Origin of the sequence: Methylocystis sp. SC2, assembly GCF_000304315.1 — a bacterium.
Lineage (GTDB): Bacteria > Pseudomonadota > Alphaproteobacteria > Rhizobiales > Beijerinckiaceae > Methylocystis.
The window spans coordinates 1424926-1441274 of record NC_018485.1 but is presented as its reverse complement, the minus strand read 5'-3'; the positions used below and the strand labels follow the sequence as shown (position 1 = coordinate 1441274).

Annotated in this window: 15 protein-coding genes and 1 pseudogene; 12 read left to right on the top strand and 4 right to left on the bottom strand. The window is 63.7% G+C overall.

Annotated elements, in window-relative coordinates; all coding sequences use genetic code 11:
- Positions 1-174: 174 nt before the first annotated feature.
- From BN69_RS06910 to BN69_RS06885, 7 genes and pseudogenes are all read left to right on the top strand, one after another.
- Complete coding sequence (locus BN69_RS06910) at positions 175-1218, top strand: IS110 family RNA-guided transposase (RefSeq protein ID WP_014889743.1); 1044 nt, start codon at positions 175-177, stop codon at positions 1216-1218.
- A 479-nt stretch (positions 1219-1697) separates the two neighbouring features.
- Positions 1698-1925, top strand: coding sequence for an FmdB family zinc ribbon protein (locus tag BN69_RS06905; protein ID WP_014890855.1), 228 nt, complete (start codon positions 1698-1700; stop codon positions 1923-1925).
- A 63-nt stretch (positions 1926-1988) separates the two neighbouring features.
- Positions 1989-3914 (top strand): cobaltochelatase subunit CobT, encoded by a 1926-nt coding sequence (gene cobT, locus BN69_RS06900; RefSeq protein ID WP_014890854.1) that lies wholly within the window; start codon positions 1989-1991, stop codon positions 3912-3914.
- 124 nt (positions 3915-4038) lie between these two features.
- Entirely contained in the window at positions 4039-4179 is a 141-nt protein-coding gene (locus tag BN69_RS19565) for a hypothetical protein (protein WP_014890853.1), read from the top strand.
- A 50-nt stretch (positions 4180-4229) separates the two neighbouring features.
- Positions 4230-5442 (top strand): annotated as a pseudogene (sorA, locus tag BN69_RS06895) (SorA family sulfite dehydrogenase catalytic subunit).
- Between the two features lie 7 nt (positions 5443-5449).
- Positions 5450-5761: a SorB family sulfite dehydrogenase c-type cytochrome subunit gene (gene sorB, locus BN69_RS06890; RefSeq protein WP_014890850.1), complete on the top strand. Its 312-nt coding sequence runs from the start codon at positions 5450-5452 to the stop codon at positions 5759-5761.
- Positions 5762-5924: 163 nt separating this feature from the next.
- A complete protein-coding gene (locus tag BN69_RS06885) occupies positions 5925-8081 on the top strand; it encodes a DNA/RNA non-specific endonuclease (RefSeq protein ID WP_014890849.1) in 2157 nt (718 codons plus the stop codon).
- A 29-nt stretch (positions 8082-8110) separates the two neighbouring features.
- Here the strand turns inward: BN69_RS06885 and BN69_RS06880 are convergent, their stop codons facing one another.
- Both BN69_RS06880 and BN69_RS06875 read right to left on the bottom strand, forming a co-directional pair.
- On the bottom strand, positions 8111-8905 hold the full coding sequence (locus BN69_RS06880; protein WP_014890848.1) for a quinoprotein dehydrogenase-associated SoxYZ-like carrier: 795 nt from the start codon (positions 8903-8905) through the stop codon (positions 8111-8113).
- A gap of 198 nt (positions 8906-9103) precedes the next feature.
- Entirely contained in the window at positions 9104-10027 is a 924-nt protein-coding gene (locus BN69_RS06875) for a quinoprotein relay system zinc metallohydrolase 2 (RefSeq protein WP_014890847.1), read from the bottom strand.
- 291 nt (positions 10028-10318) lie between these two features.
- Here BN69_RS06875 and xoxF5 point away from each other — a divergent pair, with 291 nt between their 5' ends.
- The 4 genes from xoxF5 to BN69_RS06855 all read left to right on the top strand — a co-directional run bounded on the left by xoxF5 (position 10319) and on the right by BN69_RS06855 (position 14225).
- Positions 10319-12127: a lanthanide-dependent methanol dehydrogenase XoxF5 gene (xoxF5, locus tag BN69_RS06870; RefSeq protein ID WP_041927193.1), complete on the top strand. Its 1809-nt coding sequence runs from the start codon at positions 10319-10321 to the stop codon at positions 12125-12127.
- Between the two features lie 143 nt (positions 12128-12270).
- The gene (locus BN69_RS06865; RefSeq protein WP_041926843.1) at positions 12271-12738 is read left to right on the top strand and encodes a c-type cytochrome, methanol metabolism-related; all 468 of its coding nucleotides are present in this window, start codon (positions 12271-12273) and stop codon (positions 12736-12738) included.
- A gap of 18 nt (positions 12739-12756) precedes the next feature.
- Complete coding sequence (locus BN69_RS06860) at positions 12757-13659, top strand: substrate-binding domain-containing protein (protein ID WP_014890844.1); 903 nt, start codon at positions 12757-12759, stop codon at positions 13657-13659.
- Positions 13659-14225: a PQQ-dependent catabolism-associated CXXCW motif protein gene (locus BN69_RS06855; protein WP_014890843.1), complete on the top strand. Its 567-nt coding sequence runs from the start codon at positions 13659-13661 to the stop codon at positions 14223-14225. The genes BN69_RS06860 and BN69_RS06855 overlap by 1 nt, the downstream gene beginning before the upstream one ends.
- Positions 14226-14387: 162 nt before the next feature.
- On the opposite strand, the gene BN69_RS06850 is transcribed toward BN69_RS06855, so the two are convergent.
- Positions 14388-14996: a hypothetical protein gene (locus BN69_RS06850; protein ID WP_014890842.1), complete on the bottom strand. Its 609-nt coding sequence runs from the start codon at positions 14994-14996 to the stop codon at positions 14388-14390.
- A gap of 45 nt (positions 14997-15041) precedes the next feature.
- On the opposite strand from BN69_RS06850, the gene BN69_RS06845 reads away from it, so the two are divergent.
- On the top strand, positions 15042-15749 hold the full coding sequence (locus BN69_RS06845) for a HisA/HisF-related TIM barrel protein (RefSeq protein WP_014890841.1): 708 nt from the start codon (positions 15042-15044) through the stop codon (positions 15747-15749).
- A 29-nt stretch (positions 15750-15778) separates the two neighbouring features.
- Here BN69_RS06845 and fae read toward each other — a convergent pair whose 3' ends face one another.
- The gene (gene fae / locus BN69_RS06840; RefSeq protein WP_014890840.1) at positions 15779-16348 is read right to left on the bottom strand and encodes a formaldehyde-activating enzyme; all 570 of its coding nucleotides are present in this window, start codon (positions 16346-16348) and stop codon (positions 15779-15781) included.
- Position 16349 lies beyond the last annotated feature (1 nt).

Below are 16349 nucleotides of genomic sequence, written 5' to 3'. Positions count from 1 at the left end.
CATTCCCGACGCGCGCGATCGGGAATCCAGCGCAAGACCAGCATTCTTGGTTTGGCTTGGATTCCCGGTCAGGCCTTCGGCCCGCCGGGAATGATGGGGTGGACGGCCCCGCCTCAACGGCATCTAAAGTGCCAAGACGTGGTCGCCGGAGCGCCACAGAGAGGGAGGCCGTCCATGAAGAAGTTTATCAGAATCGGGATTGATTTGGGCAAGCGGTATTTTCAAGTTCACGCGCTGGTGAGCGAGGATGGGCGGGCCGTCACGCGCAAGCTGCGGCGGGATGGTTTTCTTGCTTTTTTCGCCGAGGCGGGGCCCTGCCTGATCGGCATGGAAGCCTGCGGCTCGGCGCATTATTGGGGACGCGAACTGCGCGCCATGGGCCATGACGTGCGCCTGATCCCGCCGATTTACGTCAAGCCCTATGTCAAGCGCGGCAAGAACGACGCGGTCGACGCCGCGGCGGTGTGCGAGGCCGTGTCGCGGCCAGACATGCGCTTCGTGCCGATCAAAAGCGCCGAGAACCAGGCGAGCTTGATGCTGCACAAGACGCGCGAGCTTCTGGTCAAGCAGCGCACCATGAGCGTCAATGCGCTGCGCGGACATCTCGCGGAGTTTGGCGTCGTCGCCGCCAAGGGCGTCGGCCATGCGGGCGAACTGCTGGAAAAAGCCAAGAATGACGCGACGCTTCCAGAAATCGCCAAGGCGACCGTAAAGATTTTCGTCCAGCAGCTGGAGGCGATCAGCGCCGCGATCGTCGCGCTCGATAAAGAGATCGCCAACGTCCATGCGCAAAGCGAGATCAGCAAATTGCTCGCCGGCGTCCCCGGCGTCGGCAAGATCGTCGCCACGGCGATCGTCGCCAGCGTCCCGGACCCCAGCGTCTTCAAATCCGCGCGCGACTTTGCCGCCTGGCTCGGCCTCACGCCCAGGCAAAACTCCAGCGGCGGCAAGGAAAAGCTCGGCGCCATCACCAAGCAGGGCAACCGCTATCTGCGCAAGCTGCTGACGCTCGGCGCGACCTCGCTGTTGCGCGTGGCCGGCAAACGCAACGGCGTTCTGCGCGATTGGCTCGTCGCCCTCCTGGCCAGGAAGCCGGCGCGGCTCGTGAGCCTCGCGCTCGCCAACAAGCTGGCGCGGATCATCTGGGCCATGATGACGACCGGCGAGGCCTTCCGAACCCAGATCATGGCGCGCGCAGGGAAGCCCTCGATGGCGTAACCGTTCGAACCATCCAGTTTGGCGAGGGCGAAACATCGACGTGATGAACGACAGGGTCGGAAACGACGACGAAGGACACTCCGCTACGTGTCACGTGCACAAAGCTCGCGGGAATGATCAGGAGCCTTCGCAGTCGAACTTCATCAGGGCCAGCGGACATACGCGCCGCGCCAAAAGGCCGGACATATGACCGAAACCCGCCACCAGGTTCACCGCGCCGACAAAAAACCGCTTGCCAAGCGGGGCCGTCCACATATGACAAGCTCCAAGCGAACGGATCAGCCAGCGTTCGTATCACGGCGCTCAACCGGGCAGCCGCTTCAACCGTCCGGCTCAGTTGCCGCTATTCGCGCGTTGAGCCAGCGAGATCGGTCTGTAGACATGCACGTCCGACACGTCGCGGGCGCGCAAGCATGAGACCGTATGGCGGAACGAAAATTGCTCGTGTCATGGGCGACTGCACATGACGCGAGGCCCTCATGCCGCTTTACGCCTATGTCTGCGACGCCTGCGCGGCGGAATTCGAACTCTTGGTGCGCGGCGCGGACGTCCCAGCCTGTCCCCAATGCGGGAGCGAGAAGCTGCAGCAGCAGATTTCCCGCATCTCGAAAGAGATCAAATATCCCGCCATCGCCAAATCCTGGCGCCGGCGCGCCGCGGCGGAAGGCGATCTTTCCAATTTCAGCAAGGCCGACCGAAAATTGTAAGCTTTCCGCCCATCGGGCCTTTCGGCTTGCGGCCTTGCCTGCCCGCGCGCATATAGTTCGGTCATGCCGCCCGTCCCGACAAACCGACGGCCTGCCTCGCCCAAAGAGGCGCCGCAGGAGCCGTTCAAGCGCGCCGTCGCCGGCGCCATGCGCGCCATGGCGCGCTCGCCAGCGCTCGAGGTGAATTTCGCCCCCGAGCGGCCCTCGCTGATCGCGGGCGCCGAGGGGGCGAAGGCGCGGCTGACGGAGCCGCCGCGCAAGCTGAACGTAAGGGACGCCGCGATTCTGCGCGGTCAAGCGGATTCGCTGGCGCTGCGTCTCGCCTGCCATGACGACGGGCTGCATCGCCGCTATGCGCCCGAGCCCCCGGACGCCCGCGCCGCCTTCGACGCGATGGAGCAGGCGCGCTGCGAGTCGATCGGCGCGATGCGCATGCCGGGCGTCGCCGCCAACATCGGCGCGATGCTCGACGACCGCTATCAGCGCAGCCGCGCCGATGAAATCTCAGGCCGCGACGAGGCGCCGCTCGAAGACGCGCTGGCGCTGCTCGCCCGCCAACGCCTGACCGGACTCAATCCGCCGCAGCACGCGCAGAAGATTGTCGAGTTGTGGCGCGACACGATCGAAGAGCGCGCCGGCGCGGATCTCGACCGACTGTCCGGGGCGGTCGAGGACCAGAAGCTTTTCGCCCAGATCGTGCGCGAGCTGCTCTCGCATCTCGACATGGCGAGCGGCGAAGCGCCGGACGAGACCAAGTCCGACGAGGAAAGCGAGGACGCGCCACAAAATCCCGACCAGAGCGAGAGCGACGATCGCGACGACGAAGAGTCCAAGAGCGCCGCCGAGATGGATACGGCGCTCGCGGCCGAAGACGCCGAACAGGAGGGCGAAAGCGACTCCGCGGAAGCGCCCTATGGCGAGACCGAGCGAGAGGCCGACGCCGGAGACGCCGAAGAGGCCGCCGAGGCGCGTCACCCGGCGACGAACGCCGGCGAGCGCGTCGGCGCCGATTATCACGCCTACACCACCCGCTTCGACGAAATCATTCGCGCCGAGGAGCTCTGCGACGTCGAGGAGCTGGACCGGCTGCGGGCCTATCTGGACAAGCAGCTGCTGCATCTCTCCTCGGTCGTGGGCCGGCTCGCGAATCGGCTGCAGCGCCGGCTGATGGCGCAGCAGAGCCGTTCCTGGGAGTTCGATCTTGAGGAGGGCATGCTCGACCCCGCGCGGCTGCCGCGGATCATTATCGATCCCCAGCAGCCGCTTTCGTTCAAGCGCGAAAAGGACATGGACTTTCGCGACACGGTGGTGACGCTGCTTCTGGACAATTCCGGCTCGATGCGCGGGCGCCCGATAACGGTCGCCGCCACCTGCGCCGACATTCTGGCGCGCACGCTGGAGCGCTGCGGCGTCAAGGTCGAAATCCTGGGCTTCACCACCCGCGCCTGGAAGGGCGGGCAGTCGCGCGAGGCCTGGATCGCCGAAGGGAAGTCGGCCAATCCCGGTCGCCTCAACGACATCCGCCACATCATCTATAAGGCCGCCGACGCGCCTTGGCGCCGCGCCAGACGCAACCTCGGCCTGATGATGCGGGAAGGGCTGTTGAAGGAGAATATCGACGGCGAGGCCCTCGATTGGGCGCATCGCCGTCTGCTCGCGCGCACCGAGCAGCGGCGCATCCTGATGATGATCTCGGACGGCGCGCCGGTCGATGATTCGACGCTCTCGGTTAACGCCGGCAACTATCTTGAGCGGCACTTGCGGCAGGTCATTCAAGAGATCGAGAGCAAGTCGCCGGTCGAACTCATCGCCATCGGCATCGGCCATGACGTCACCCGCTACTACCGGCGCGCGGTGACGATCGTCGACGCCGAGGAGTTGGGCGGCGCCATGACAGAAAAGCTCGCCGAGCTGTTCAGCGAAAACGCCGCGCCGGCGCCGCCGCCGACCCAGCGCCGCTCCCGCGCGCCGGTCGTGGCGCGCCGCTGACACAGCCGGCGCTTCAGCCTTTTTTAACATTATTGCAACGATTCGCCGCCTCGCGCGTTCCTATGCGGGCGCCTCTTTGCCGAGCCTAACGGCAGGGGCCCGTCGGACTTGTAAGGGGATCGTGATGGCGTTCATCAACTGGCAGGAAAAGGCGGCTCCGAGAGAGGCGAGCGAAGCTGAGCGGATTCTGTGCGTTACGGGCGTTCTGGCGCTTGCGACGCTGCCGTTCGCGCTCTGCGCCGCGCTGACGATCTGGGGCTCCTGACGGTCTATCCGCGCAGTCGCTGCAAGGCGCCGGCCGCGAGCGGCTTGAATATGCCCCGTGCCACGAGCAGGCGATCATTTCTGCGAGGCGCAAGCCTTGGCCTTGCGGCGCTGTCCTCATTGGACGGACGGCGCGCGTTCGCGGCGGACGCCGCGCGACTGGGGTTCGCCAATGGCGACCGGCCCCTCGTGCGCTACCCTGGGAAACGTGCGCTGATCGAGCAGACCGTCAGGCCGCCTCAGCTCGAAACCCCTTTTTCCGTTTACGACGAAGGCGTGCTGACGCCCAACGACGCCTTTTTCGTCCGCTATCACCTCGCCGGCGTCCCGCTCAGCATTGATCCGGAAGCCTTTCGCCTCGAGGTGCGGGGGCATGTCGAGATGCCGCTGTCGCTCTCGCTTGCAGCGCTCAAGCGCGACTTCGAGCCAGTTGAGATCGTCGCCGTCAATCAATGTTCGGGCAACAGCCGCGGCTTCGTCGAGCCGCGCGTCGGGGGCGGACAGTTCGGCCATGGCGCGATGGGCAACGCCCGCTGGCGCGGCGTCGCGCTCAAGACGCTGCTCGAAAAGGCCGGCCCGAAGCCGGGGGCTCAGTCCGTCGCCTTCAACGGGCTCGACTCGCCCGTGGGAGACGCCGGATTTCGTCAAGGCGCTCGACCTCGGCCACGCCGGCGACGGCGAAGTGATGCTCGCCTACGCCATGAATGGCGAAGACCTGCCATGGCTCAACGGCTTCCCGTTGCGGCTGGTGGTTCCCGGCTGTTACGGCACCTATTGGGTGAAGCATCTCAACGATATCGAAGTGCTCAACAGCGATTTTAGCGGCTTCTGGATGTCGAGCGCCTATCGCATCCCCGATAATGATTGCGTCTGCGTCACGCCCGGCGCGCCGAAGGGGGCGACGCGGCCGATCAAGCGGCTCAATGTCCGCAGCTTCGTGACGCGGCCGGCCGAAGACGCGAAGGTCGCGGCGCATGTCGCCTTCGAGGTCAGGGGCATCGCCTTCGACGGCGGCCATGGCGTCGAAGCGGTGCTGCTCTCAGCTGACGACGGCGCGAGCTGGACCGCGGCGCGGCTCGGCGAGGATCTTGGCCGCTATTCCTTCCGCGAATGGCGGACGGAGCTGTCGCTGCGGCCCGGCGTGCATCATTTGAAATCCCGCGCCGTCAGTCGCGTCGGCCAGTCGCAGCCCTTGGCGCCCTTATGGAACCACGCCGGCTATATGCAGAACGTGGTGGAGACAATTCGGATAGAGGCGGTCTAGCGGAGACATGCGGCGCATTCGCAAAACCCTCATCCTGGTGGCGACGGCGGCGTCTCTCGCGCCGGCGCTCGGCGCCGCCGAGACGCTGACCTATGCGCTGCCGGAAGAAACCGCGACGCTGCGCCCCGGACCGGGCCAGGAAACCGCCCAGAGCAATTGCGCCGCCTGCCACTCGGTCGACTATATCGAGCGCCAGCCGCCGAAGATGGGCCGGGCGTTCTGGGAGGGCGTCGTCAAAAAGATGATCGCGTCCTACCATGCGCAGATCGACGAACCCGACGCCGCCGCGATCGTGGATTATCTCGCCGCAACCTATTGAAGCTTTTTGAAGCTTTTGGAAGACTCTGGAGAGTCGTCACAATAAAGTTGCGCTAATCGCTTAAACTTAGCATTGATAGAGCGCGTTTCACGACATTATGTTGCTCGTTCCGCCGCTTTCGGACGGATCCCCATTTCGCAGGTCGTGCTCGGAGCGAGCGCAAATGGATATTGGTAAAGCAAGATTAGGCGAACGGGCTCTCGACGATTTCCGAAAACTCATGGCGGACACGCGTGAAGCGCGCAAGCGCGCACGCGATCTCATTGCCAGGGGCTGTTGGCGCGAGGTCGAGAGAAACGAGGACCGCGCCGCGGCCTACGTCGCCAAGCGGGTTCCTCCAACGCCAAGATCGGCCGCCGAGGCCATTCGCGGCGCATTGGATTTCCAACCGGCGTCTTTCCTTACCATCGGCGCTCGCGTGCGTACTGCCGTCGCCTATGTTGAATCGCCGCTAAATAGTTCGGTAGGCAGCGGCTTTCTGGTCAGTCCGAATTTGTTTATCACCAATCAGCATGTCCTCGAAAGCGCGGATCACGCCAAGAGCGCACAGATCACTTTTGGAAGGGAAATCGAGGCTGGGCGCCTGACCAAGACGACAGCTTTCCGATTGGATCCCGATCGCTTCAGCCTGTTTTCTCCCGAATCGGTGCTCGATTACGCGTTGGTCGCCGTGGGCGATCGTATCGCAGGAGAGGATTCGCTCGAGTCGCTAGGTTACTGCATCCTCTCCGACCATCCGGACAAGCATATGCTCGGGATGAGCGTGAATATCATTCAGCACCCGCTAGGCAGTTACAAGATGATCAGCGTGCGCAATAATTTGCTGCAATATCGCACCACGCGAAGCCTGCTGTACGAAACCGACACGGAGCACGGCTCTTCCGGATCGCCGGTATTTAACGACGAATGGGAACTGATTGCGTTGCACCACTGGGGCGAGCCGTCTCTCGCCTTGGGCGACGGTGACGAAAAAGCCAATACGCAAGTCAACGAGGGGGTGCGCATCAGCGCCATTTATGGCGACCTGAAACAGCGTCTCGGATCTCTCGACGGCGACCAGCGAGCGTTGCTCGCTCAGGCGCTCACCTTTGCGGATGCGCCGCCGCCATCGCCCCACAAGCTCGGCGCGCCTCGCGCGGTCTCGAGTCGAGAATCGTTTGCCCACACAGGAGTCGACATGTCTAGCGCGGGAAACCCTGTGGTCATGCCTGTCGCCAGGGAGAAAGGAGGCGAGGTGAAGGTCGTTGTGCCCATTGAGATCACCGTTCGCGTGGGCGCCGCCGCGCCGCCTGTGCTTGCCGTCGCGCCCGTGGCCGCGGTCCCCCAGTCGTCGGAAGCGGAGCCGCCAAAGCCGCTCCTGAAAGCTGCCGAGGCGCTGAAGATTGACCGGGATTATGCATCGCGAAAAGGGTATCAGGAGGACTTTATCCCCGGCCACGTTACGCCAGCACCGCGCATCACGGGGCCGCTCGCCGAACAAGTCGCGCCGCTGCGTGCTGGCGAGCCACATGCTAGCGAAGGCGTACTGCGTTACGAACATTTCAGCATAGTCATCAATAAGGCAAAGCGGATCGCCTTCTTCACCGCGACGAATATCGACGGCGCCACCTACCTCAACGTAGATCGGAAAACGGGACAGGTCGCCTCGACCGCCGAAGGCGACCGCTGGTTTAAGGACCCGCGCATCAGCAATGGTTTCGTTCTCGACCAGAGCTTCTATTCTGACTGGTCTGATTATTTTGATCGCGGGCATCTCACGCGCCGCAGCGATCCGACTTGGGGCGATGCGAGTTCGGCGGAACGCGCCAACGCCGACACGTTTCACTTTACCAATTGTTCGCCCCAGCATTTCCGCTTCAACCAGTCGGCTAAGTTCTGGCAGGGCGTCGAGCGCTATGTTTTGGAGAATGGCGTGTTGGCGGAAGACTCGGGCAAACGGCTCTGCGTCATCCAAGGGCCGATTTTCGATGAGAAGATCGACCGCTGGGCGGATGACGTGCAAATCCCATCATCCTTCTTCAAGATCGTCGTTTGGAAGGGCAAGCTTGGTCTGAAATCGGTAGGACTCGTCGTTGACCAGTTGAATCTTCTCGACGAGCCGCGCAAAAACCTCGGATCGCCCGAGGAACTGAAAGCGGTTGAAGTCCAGCAGTGGCGCGTATCAGTCGAATCCATCGAAGGACGCACAGGCATCGACTTCGGCGAGGCCCTCCGGAAGGCGGACACGATCAATAGCGCCGGTCAGCCGCAAGTCGGCGCGGAGGCGATCATCCGCGTCGCGAATTTCGCTGATCTGCTGCCTTCGACTGAAAGGAAATAGACACTAGACGCCTTTGGCGAAAGCGCCGCTCAGGAAGCGTCGCCGATCGGCCATTCGCCCTTGTAGACGCCGCCCTTATTGTCATGGGCTTCGACGCGGATCGTCTTCGCGCCGTTGGGCGCATAGGTGAAGCGGAAGGTCGGGTCTTCCGAGAGCGAGATGCCGCCTTCCATCTTGAAGATCGGCGTCTCGCCCTGAAAGACTTCGACAGAGTCGATGAAATGCGCCGGCAGATAGGCGCGCGAGACGGGGTCCATCTGCATGCCGGAGGCGTTCGGGTGGCGGATCATGATCTGCGCTTCGCGCTTTGCCGGATCGGCGCTCTTGAATTCGCGATATTTCACCTTGCCGATATTGGCGACCGCCTCGTCCTGATCCTTGACGGCGGGCGCCGAACAGCCGCCCGAGGCTTTGACGAATTTGGCGTCGGCGCGCAGCTTGCCGTCGCTCATCTCGGCCACCGCATGGACGTTGGAATAGGAGTTCACCCGCACGCGGGTCTCGATGAAGCCGACGCCGGACTTGTCGCCGAGCGTGAAGGCCGCCGCCATCGGCATCGGGTTCTGGTCGATGACCAGCGTCGCGACCTTGATCTGCGAGGGGTCCGAAAAGCGCATGGTCATCGGCACGATGGCCGCATCCTCGGCGCGCGCCGGCGCGTCGAGCGCGATGGCGCCGTCAGCCGCCGCGATCGGCCGGCTGTGAAAGATGTCGACGACGAGTTCGGGCCAGGGATCGGGCGCGGTTTGGGCGAGGGCGGCGCTTGAAAGAAGCGCGAAGAGGGCGCCGGCGGCGGAACGGGCTGCTGTGTTCATATCCGGCATCCTCCTAACAACTTCGTCATTGCGAGCGTAGCGAAGCAATCCATCGAAAGGCGCCCCGCTCTGGATTGCTGCGTCGGTTTCTTGCGAAGTCGGGTATACCCGACTTCGGATAAAGCTCCTCGCAATGACGGCGAGAGCGCTGATCTTGTGACAAGAATAAGCGCCAACTCTGGTCGCCGTCACGTGACAAAGTCATCCTCACGGCCCCTCCCACTCCAGCTCCGCGAATCCCGCCGTGGCGTTGCGGGCGTTGTAATCGTCGAACAGCCGCCATTTCTCCCGCTCCTCGCCGCCGGCTTCCTTGGCCGCCGCCGCGACGCCCTCGCCCTTCTTGATTGCGGCGCGGAGGTCTGCGGTCAGCCGCATCAGATAGGCGCGCTGATTCTCGAGCGCCTTGGGCCAGGGCGCGGGGAGGGGGCCATGCCCGGCGACGACCTGCGTCGCCTTGAGCGCCGCGAGCCTGTCGGCGACGTCGAGAAAGCCGAGCAGACTGCCGTCGACGACCGGCACATGCTGTAAAAAGAGCAGATCGCCGGAAAAGAGCACGCCGCTCTTTGGATCGAGAATGGTGAGGTCGCATTCGCTGTGCGCCGTGCGCCACGCCTGCAGGACGATCTCGCGGTGGCCGAGATCGAGCGTCAGCGTCTGGTCGACGGTCAGCGTCGGGAGCACGATCGTCACGCCGTCGAGGGCGTCGCCCATCTGCGCGCGGAAGGCCGAAAGATAATGCGGGCCGCGGGCGGCGAGCGCGCGGGGCAGATTCTTGTGCCCGACGAAGGTCGCGCCGGTCTCGACGAAGGCGCCATTGCCGAAGGTGTGGTCGGGATGGGCGTGGGTGTTGATTACGTAGCGAATGGGCTTGCGCGTCTTTTCGCGCAGCGCCGCGAGGAAGGCGCGTCCTTCGATCAGGCTGCCGCCCGTGTCGATCACTGCGACCGATTCGTCCCCGACGATGGCGCCGAGATTGGCGATGTCGCCCATATTTTCCCGGCTCATGAGGGAAGTTTCGCCATGGTGCGCGTAAACGCCGGAGGCGATTTCGCTTAACGAAAAGGCCCGGACCGGGTTCCCGGCGAGAAGCGGCGCGACCGCCGCGACAAGCGCCAGCATGCGACGCAACATGTTGTTCGCCTTAGCGGTTTCGCCGGATAGCCGATGCGCTGCATCGCACGGCCGCGCCTTTGTTTTTTGCGATTGCGATTCAACCGCTAGCGACATATTATCCCGCCGTTTCCGAGTTAAAAGATGTCTTCCGGACGGGAACCGGGAGCTTCTCGCCGCTGGTGGACGTTTTGTCCTGCCGGCATGAGACATAAACGGAAATCGCCTTCCCAATGTCGAGGCGCCTAGGAGGCACGACGTCGGCGGCGGCGCATAAAAATGCGCGCCGGGCGTCGTCAGGAGGAAAAGCTCATGCATAAACTGTTGTTGTCGACTTCGGTGGCCGTACTCGCGCTCGCCGGCGCGGCGAAGGCTGACGATTTGCAGACCCTGCAGAAGGATCCCAAGCAGTGGGTGATGCCGACGGGCGATTACGCCAACCTGCGCCATTCCGCTCTTAAGCAGATCACCACCGAGAACGTCGGCAAGCTCGCGCCGGCGTGGCAGTTCTCCACCGGCGTTCTGCGCGGCCATGAAGGCGCGCCGCTCGTCATCGGCGACGTCATGTATCTGCATACGCCGTTCCCCAACAATGTTTATGCGCTCGACCTGAAGGACCCGGACCACAAGATCCTCTGGAAGTATGAGCCCAAGCAAGATCCGTCGGTCGTGCCGGTGATGTGCTGCGACACGGTGAACCGCGGCCTCGCCTATGGCGACGGCAAGATTTTCCTGGCGCAGGCGGACACCACGCTCGTCGCGCTCGACGCCAAGACCGGCAAGCTGCTTTGGTCGGTCAAGAACGGCGATCCCTCCAAGGGCCAGACCTCGACCGCGGCCCCGCATGTCTTCAAGGACAAGGTGTTCGTGGGCATCGCCGGCGGCGAATTCGGCGTGCGCGGCCACATCACGGCCTATGACGTGAAGACCGGCCAGCAGGTGTGGCGCGGCTATTCGATGGGCCCCGACGCCGACACGCTGATCGAGCCGGGCAAGACCACCCATCTCGGCAAGCCGGTCGAGAAGGACTCAGGGATCACGACCTGGGAAGGCGATCAGTGGAAGATCGGCGGCGGCACCACCTGGGGCTGGTACAGCTATGATCCGGACCTCAATCTCGTCTACTACGGCTCGGGCAATCCCTCGACCTGGAACCCCAAGCAGCGTCCGGGCGACAACCGCTGGTCGATGACCATCTGGGCGCGCGACCTCGACACCGGCAAGGTGAAGTGGGTTTACCAGATGACGCCCCACGACGAGTGGGACTATGACGGCATCAACGAGATGATTCTCGCCGACCAGGACATGGGCGGCCAGAAGCGCAAGACTCTCGTTCACTTCGACCGCAACGGCTTCGCCTATACGCTTGACCGCGCCACCGGCGAACTGCTTGTCGCCGAGAAATTCGATCCGGCGGTGAACTGGGCGAGCAAGGTCGACATGGACAAGTCGTCCAAGACCTATGGCCGTCCGCTCGGCGTGGCGAAATATTCGACGGAGCAGAACGGCGAAGACGTCAACACGCAATATGTCTGCCCGGCGGCGCTTGGCTCCAAGGACCAGCAGCCGGCGAGCTATGACGCGACGACGGGACTGTTCCTGGTTCCGACCAACCACGTCTGCATGGACTATGAGCCGTTCCGCGTGAGCTACACGGCGGGCCAGCCCTACGTCGGCGCGACGCTGGAAATGTTCCCCGCGGGCAAGGACAAGGGCGAGACCCACACCGGCAACTTCATCGCCTGGGACGCCAAGGTCGGCAAGATCGTCTGGTCCAACAAGGAGCAGTTCTCGGTCTGGGGCGGCGCGACGTCGACGGACGGCGGCGTCACCTTCTACGGCACGCTCGAGGGCTATCTGAAGGCCGTCGACACCAAGACCGGCAAGGAGCTCTATAAGTACAAGACTCCGTCGGGAATCATCGGCAACGTCACCACCTATGAGTCCGGCGGCAAGCAGTATGTCGCGGTGCTCTCGGGCGTTGGCGGCTGGGCCGGCATCGGCTTGGCGGCTGGCCTCTCGAAGAGCAACGAGGGACTCGGCGCCGTGGGCAACTATGCGTCGCTGGCCAATTATACGGCTCTTGGCGGCGTGCTGACTGTCTTCGCTCTGCCGAACTAAGCGAGACGCGAAGCAACCAAAGGCCGGCGCTCGGCGCACCGTCAAGGTGCCGCCGAGCGTCGGCGTTTACATTGTGTGGGAAGAGACCAAGGAGAGAGGTAATGAGATCGTCGCTGGCCGGAGCGTTAGCTCTGGGCGTCATCATGTGCGTGGGAAGCTCCGCAATGGCCGAGGCGCCGGGAGACCCCAAGGCCGTCAAGTCGGTCGACGGCAAATATTTCGACGCCAAAGGCGATCCCACTTACAACGTCGGCCCCGACGGCAAGGTGGACTGGTACACCTTCTCCGGCTATCGCCGCTATCACGCCGAATGCCACGTCTGCCACGGCCCCAATGGCGGCGGCTCGACTTATGCGCCGGCGCTCAAGGATTCGGTGAAGCGGTTCGACTATGCGGAGTTCGCCGGCATCGTCATCGGCGGCCGCCAGAACGGCAATAGCGTCATGCCGGCCTTCGCCGATAACAAGAACGCCTCCTGCTACATCGACGATCTTTATGTCTATCTGCGCGCGCTCTCGACCGGCGCCATCGAGCCCGGCCGTCCGGGGAAGAAGGAAGATCGCCCGGAAGCCTTCGCCAAGGCCGAGACCGAGTGCATGAGCCAGAAATAAGAGCGTCGATACGATCGCATGATCCGCTTTGACATCAGCCGGCGCGGTTTTTCCGCGCTGCTCTCGACGGGCTGGGCCGCCGCGATCCTCTCTGTGGCGGCCCCCGCCTCGGCGCAGCATATGGGGCCCGACTTCGGCGCCAAGGGCGACGACAATCAGGGGTCGATCGAACTCGTCGATCCCAAGACGCTGCGCGTGTGCGCCGATCCGAACAATCTGCCCTTTTCAAACGACAAGGGCGAAGGCTTCGAGAACAGAATCGCCGAATTCCTCGCCAAGAAGCTCGGCAAGGATCTCGCCTACACCTATTATCCGGGCGCCACCGGCTTTGTGCGCAATACGCTGAACGCGCATCTTTGCGACGTCATCCTCGGCATGCCGCAGGGCAATGACCTGGTGCAGACCACCAATCCCTATTACCGGACGACCTACGCCATCGTGACCCGCGCCGGCTCGGCGCTCGACGGCCTCAAGACGCTCGACGATCCTCGACTGAAGGAAAAGCCGCATCGCATCGGCCTCGTCGCCAACACGCCGCCCGGCAATGTGCTGGCGATGAATGGCCTGATGGCGTCGGTGAAGCCCTATGCGCTGATGGTCGATACGCGCGTCGAATCTTCCGGCGCGGCGATGACGCATGATCTCGAAATGGGAGACATCGACGTCGCGCTGCTGTGGGGGCCGATCGCCGGCTATTACGCCAAACAATCGAACGTGAAGCTGAATGTGACGCCGCTGCCGGAGACGCCCGGCGCCCGCATGGCCTTCCGCATCGGCTTCGGGGTTCGTCATTCCGATCAGAACTGGAAGCGCGAACTCAATACGCTGATCGCCCAGAACAAGATCGAGCTGGAGCGCATTCTTCGCGATTATGGAGTCCCGTTGCTCGATGAGGCGGGACATGCAATCACGGTTCCGTGATGAGTCTGTCGAAACATTTTAATCGCGGCGTTCTCGCGCTTTGTGCGGCGGTCGCGCTTTGCGCCGCGCCGGCTTTCGCCCAAGCGCCGCCGGAGCCGGAAGGCTACCGGCTGGACAATTATCACGCGCCGACGCCGGCGACGCTCAAGGGCGCGACCGTGCTCGACACGCCGCAGGCGTTTGAACTGTGGAGCGGCAAGAAGGCGGTTTTCATCGACGCCTTGTCGCGGCCGCCAAAGCCGGAAGGCCTGCCGAAGAACGCAGTGTGGCGGGATCCGAAGCGCTTCGACATTCCCGGCAGCGTGTGGCTTCCCGACACCGGGTTTGGCGAACTCTCCGAGCCGATGGCGCGCTATTTCGAGCAGGGCGTGGCGCGCGCGAGCGGCGGCGACAAATCGAAGCCGCTCGTCTTCTATTGCCGCACCAATTGCTGGGCGTCCTGGAACGCGGCGAAACGCGCGCTCACCCTCGGCTATACGCATGTGCTGTGGTATCCGCCCGGCGCCGACGCTTGGGAGCAGGCCGGCCATCCGCTCGAGGAGCGCCAGCCTGAGCCGCGCGAGTAGGGCGCCTTAATTCGGTGGCGGCGTCATTCCCGACGCGCGCAACGCGCGCGATCGGGAATCCAAAGCAATACCAGCGTTCCTGGGTCGGCTCTGGATTCCCGGTCAGGCCTTCGGCCTGCCGGGAACGACAAGATCCAAGCAAGTGGATCGGCGGGATCCATATTACTCCATCGCCTGCTGGATCGCCCGCGCCAGCGCGCCGAAACGCTGCTCGATCAACGCCGGGCTTTCGCACACATAGCCGACCATGCGCCGTTGCTCCTCGAACACCCGCAGCCGCCACTGCACGGCTTCGCTCGCCTTTTTGATCGCTTCGGGGTCCGGCGGCTTTTGATCCTGCAGTTCGCGCAGCGTCTGCGTCTCCTTGCGCGTCGTCTCCGCCATCGCTTTCAGGCGCCGTCCAAAACGATCAAGGCCGTTGACCAGGTCGCGCCGCTCGTCATTCATGCGCTCATAGACGCCGGCGAACAGCGTCGTCAGGCGCTCCTTGCGCTTGTCGCCGGAAGATTTGGCGAATTGCGCAATAAGCTGCTCAGCTTCATCCATCGGCGTGCGTCGCTGCGCGAGGCGCGTGACGAGATCGGCGATTGTCGCATCGTCGCGCCAATGCGTCACGGCGTCGTCGAGCGGCGGACCGGCCCAGACGCCGCCGACCGCGAGTTCGGGCACGCGCACCTGTCGGCACGGCCAATCCGGCTGGCTTTGCTGCGCCGTCGCAGCGTCGACGAACACGAGCAAAAAAAGCGTGAGAAGCAGGCTGCGATGAATCATGAGGTTTGCCGGACGTCGCAGGATCGCGACGCGCTATAATGCCTCATGCAGATCATCCCCGTCATCGATATTCGCAGCGGCGTGGTCATGCGCGCCCGCGCCGGCGCCCGCGACAGCTATAGGCCGATCGCATCGCCGCTTGCGGCGACGAGCGCGCCGGTCGATGTCGTCGCCGGCTTTCTGACGCTTCATCCATTCGAGAGAATCTATATCGCCGATCTCGACGCGATCGAGGGAAGCGGCGATAATAGCCGTGAGATCGGCGCGCTGACGGAGCGATTTCCATCGCTTCGCTTTATGGTCGACGCCGGCGCCGCGTCCTGCGACTGGCGCGGCGCGGCGCGCATTGATTGCGTGATCGGCAGCGAATCCTTGCACGACAGCGCCTTCCTGCAGGCTGCGCAGCACGATCCCAATATCGTTCTCTCGCTCGATTTTCGCGACGAGGTTTTTTTGGGTCCGGATGCGCTGCACGAATGTACCAAGCAGTGGCCGCGCCAGGTCATCGTCATGACGCTGACGCGCGTCGGCGTCGGCGCGGGTCCCGATGTTGCGCGCGTTTCGCAAATCATCGAGCGCGCCGGCGATCGGCGGGTGTTTGCGGCCGGCGGCGTTCGCGACGCGGACGATCTTGAACGGCTTCAGGCGATCGGCGCCGCCGGCGCGCTGGTCGCGACGGCGCTGCATGACGGCGCTCTGACGCGCGCCGACCTCGACCGCTTCGCGTCCGAGCACAAAAAAAGGGAGCCCTGAGGCTCCCTTGGAAAGCGAACCGCCAAAGCTCAGTTGGCGGCGAAAGGATGTTTCGCGGTGACGCGGGCCGACAACACGCTGCGCGCGCTCGGATCGCCTTTCATCGCGCGGGCGATGGCTTCCTTCGTCGCAGAGTAATTGAAGTCCTGAATCTTCTGATCGTCGTTGGCTTCCCAGTGGATGAACACGCCGACGCAGATGAAGAGGTCGTCAGCCTGGCTCATCGGAATGACGCCCTCGGCGACGCTGTCGGCGACCGCCTTGGCGACGCCATACTGCGCCGGGCCGAACATCTGAACGGCCTGCTTGGCGTTCTTGATGGTCACCTTGTTGAACATCATCGTATAGGGCTTCACCAACAGGTTTGGCGCGATGACGGCGAGAAGCGTCGTGAAGCCGTCCTTGTTGTTGACGAGGCCGTTGGCGAAGGCCTTCTCGGCGGCCGAGCCGCGCGGACCCATGATCAGGTCGATATGCGCGACCTCATTGCCGTCGCCGACGAGCGATTCGCCGACGCTGGTCTTGGCGCTGCTCGACGTGAAGCCGGACGACGGCTTCGGAAAGAGCGCGCCCAGTATTTTCTCAAAGAACGAAGCCATG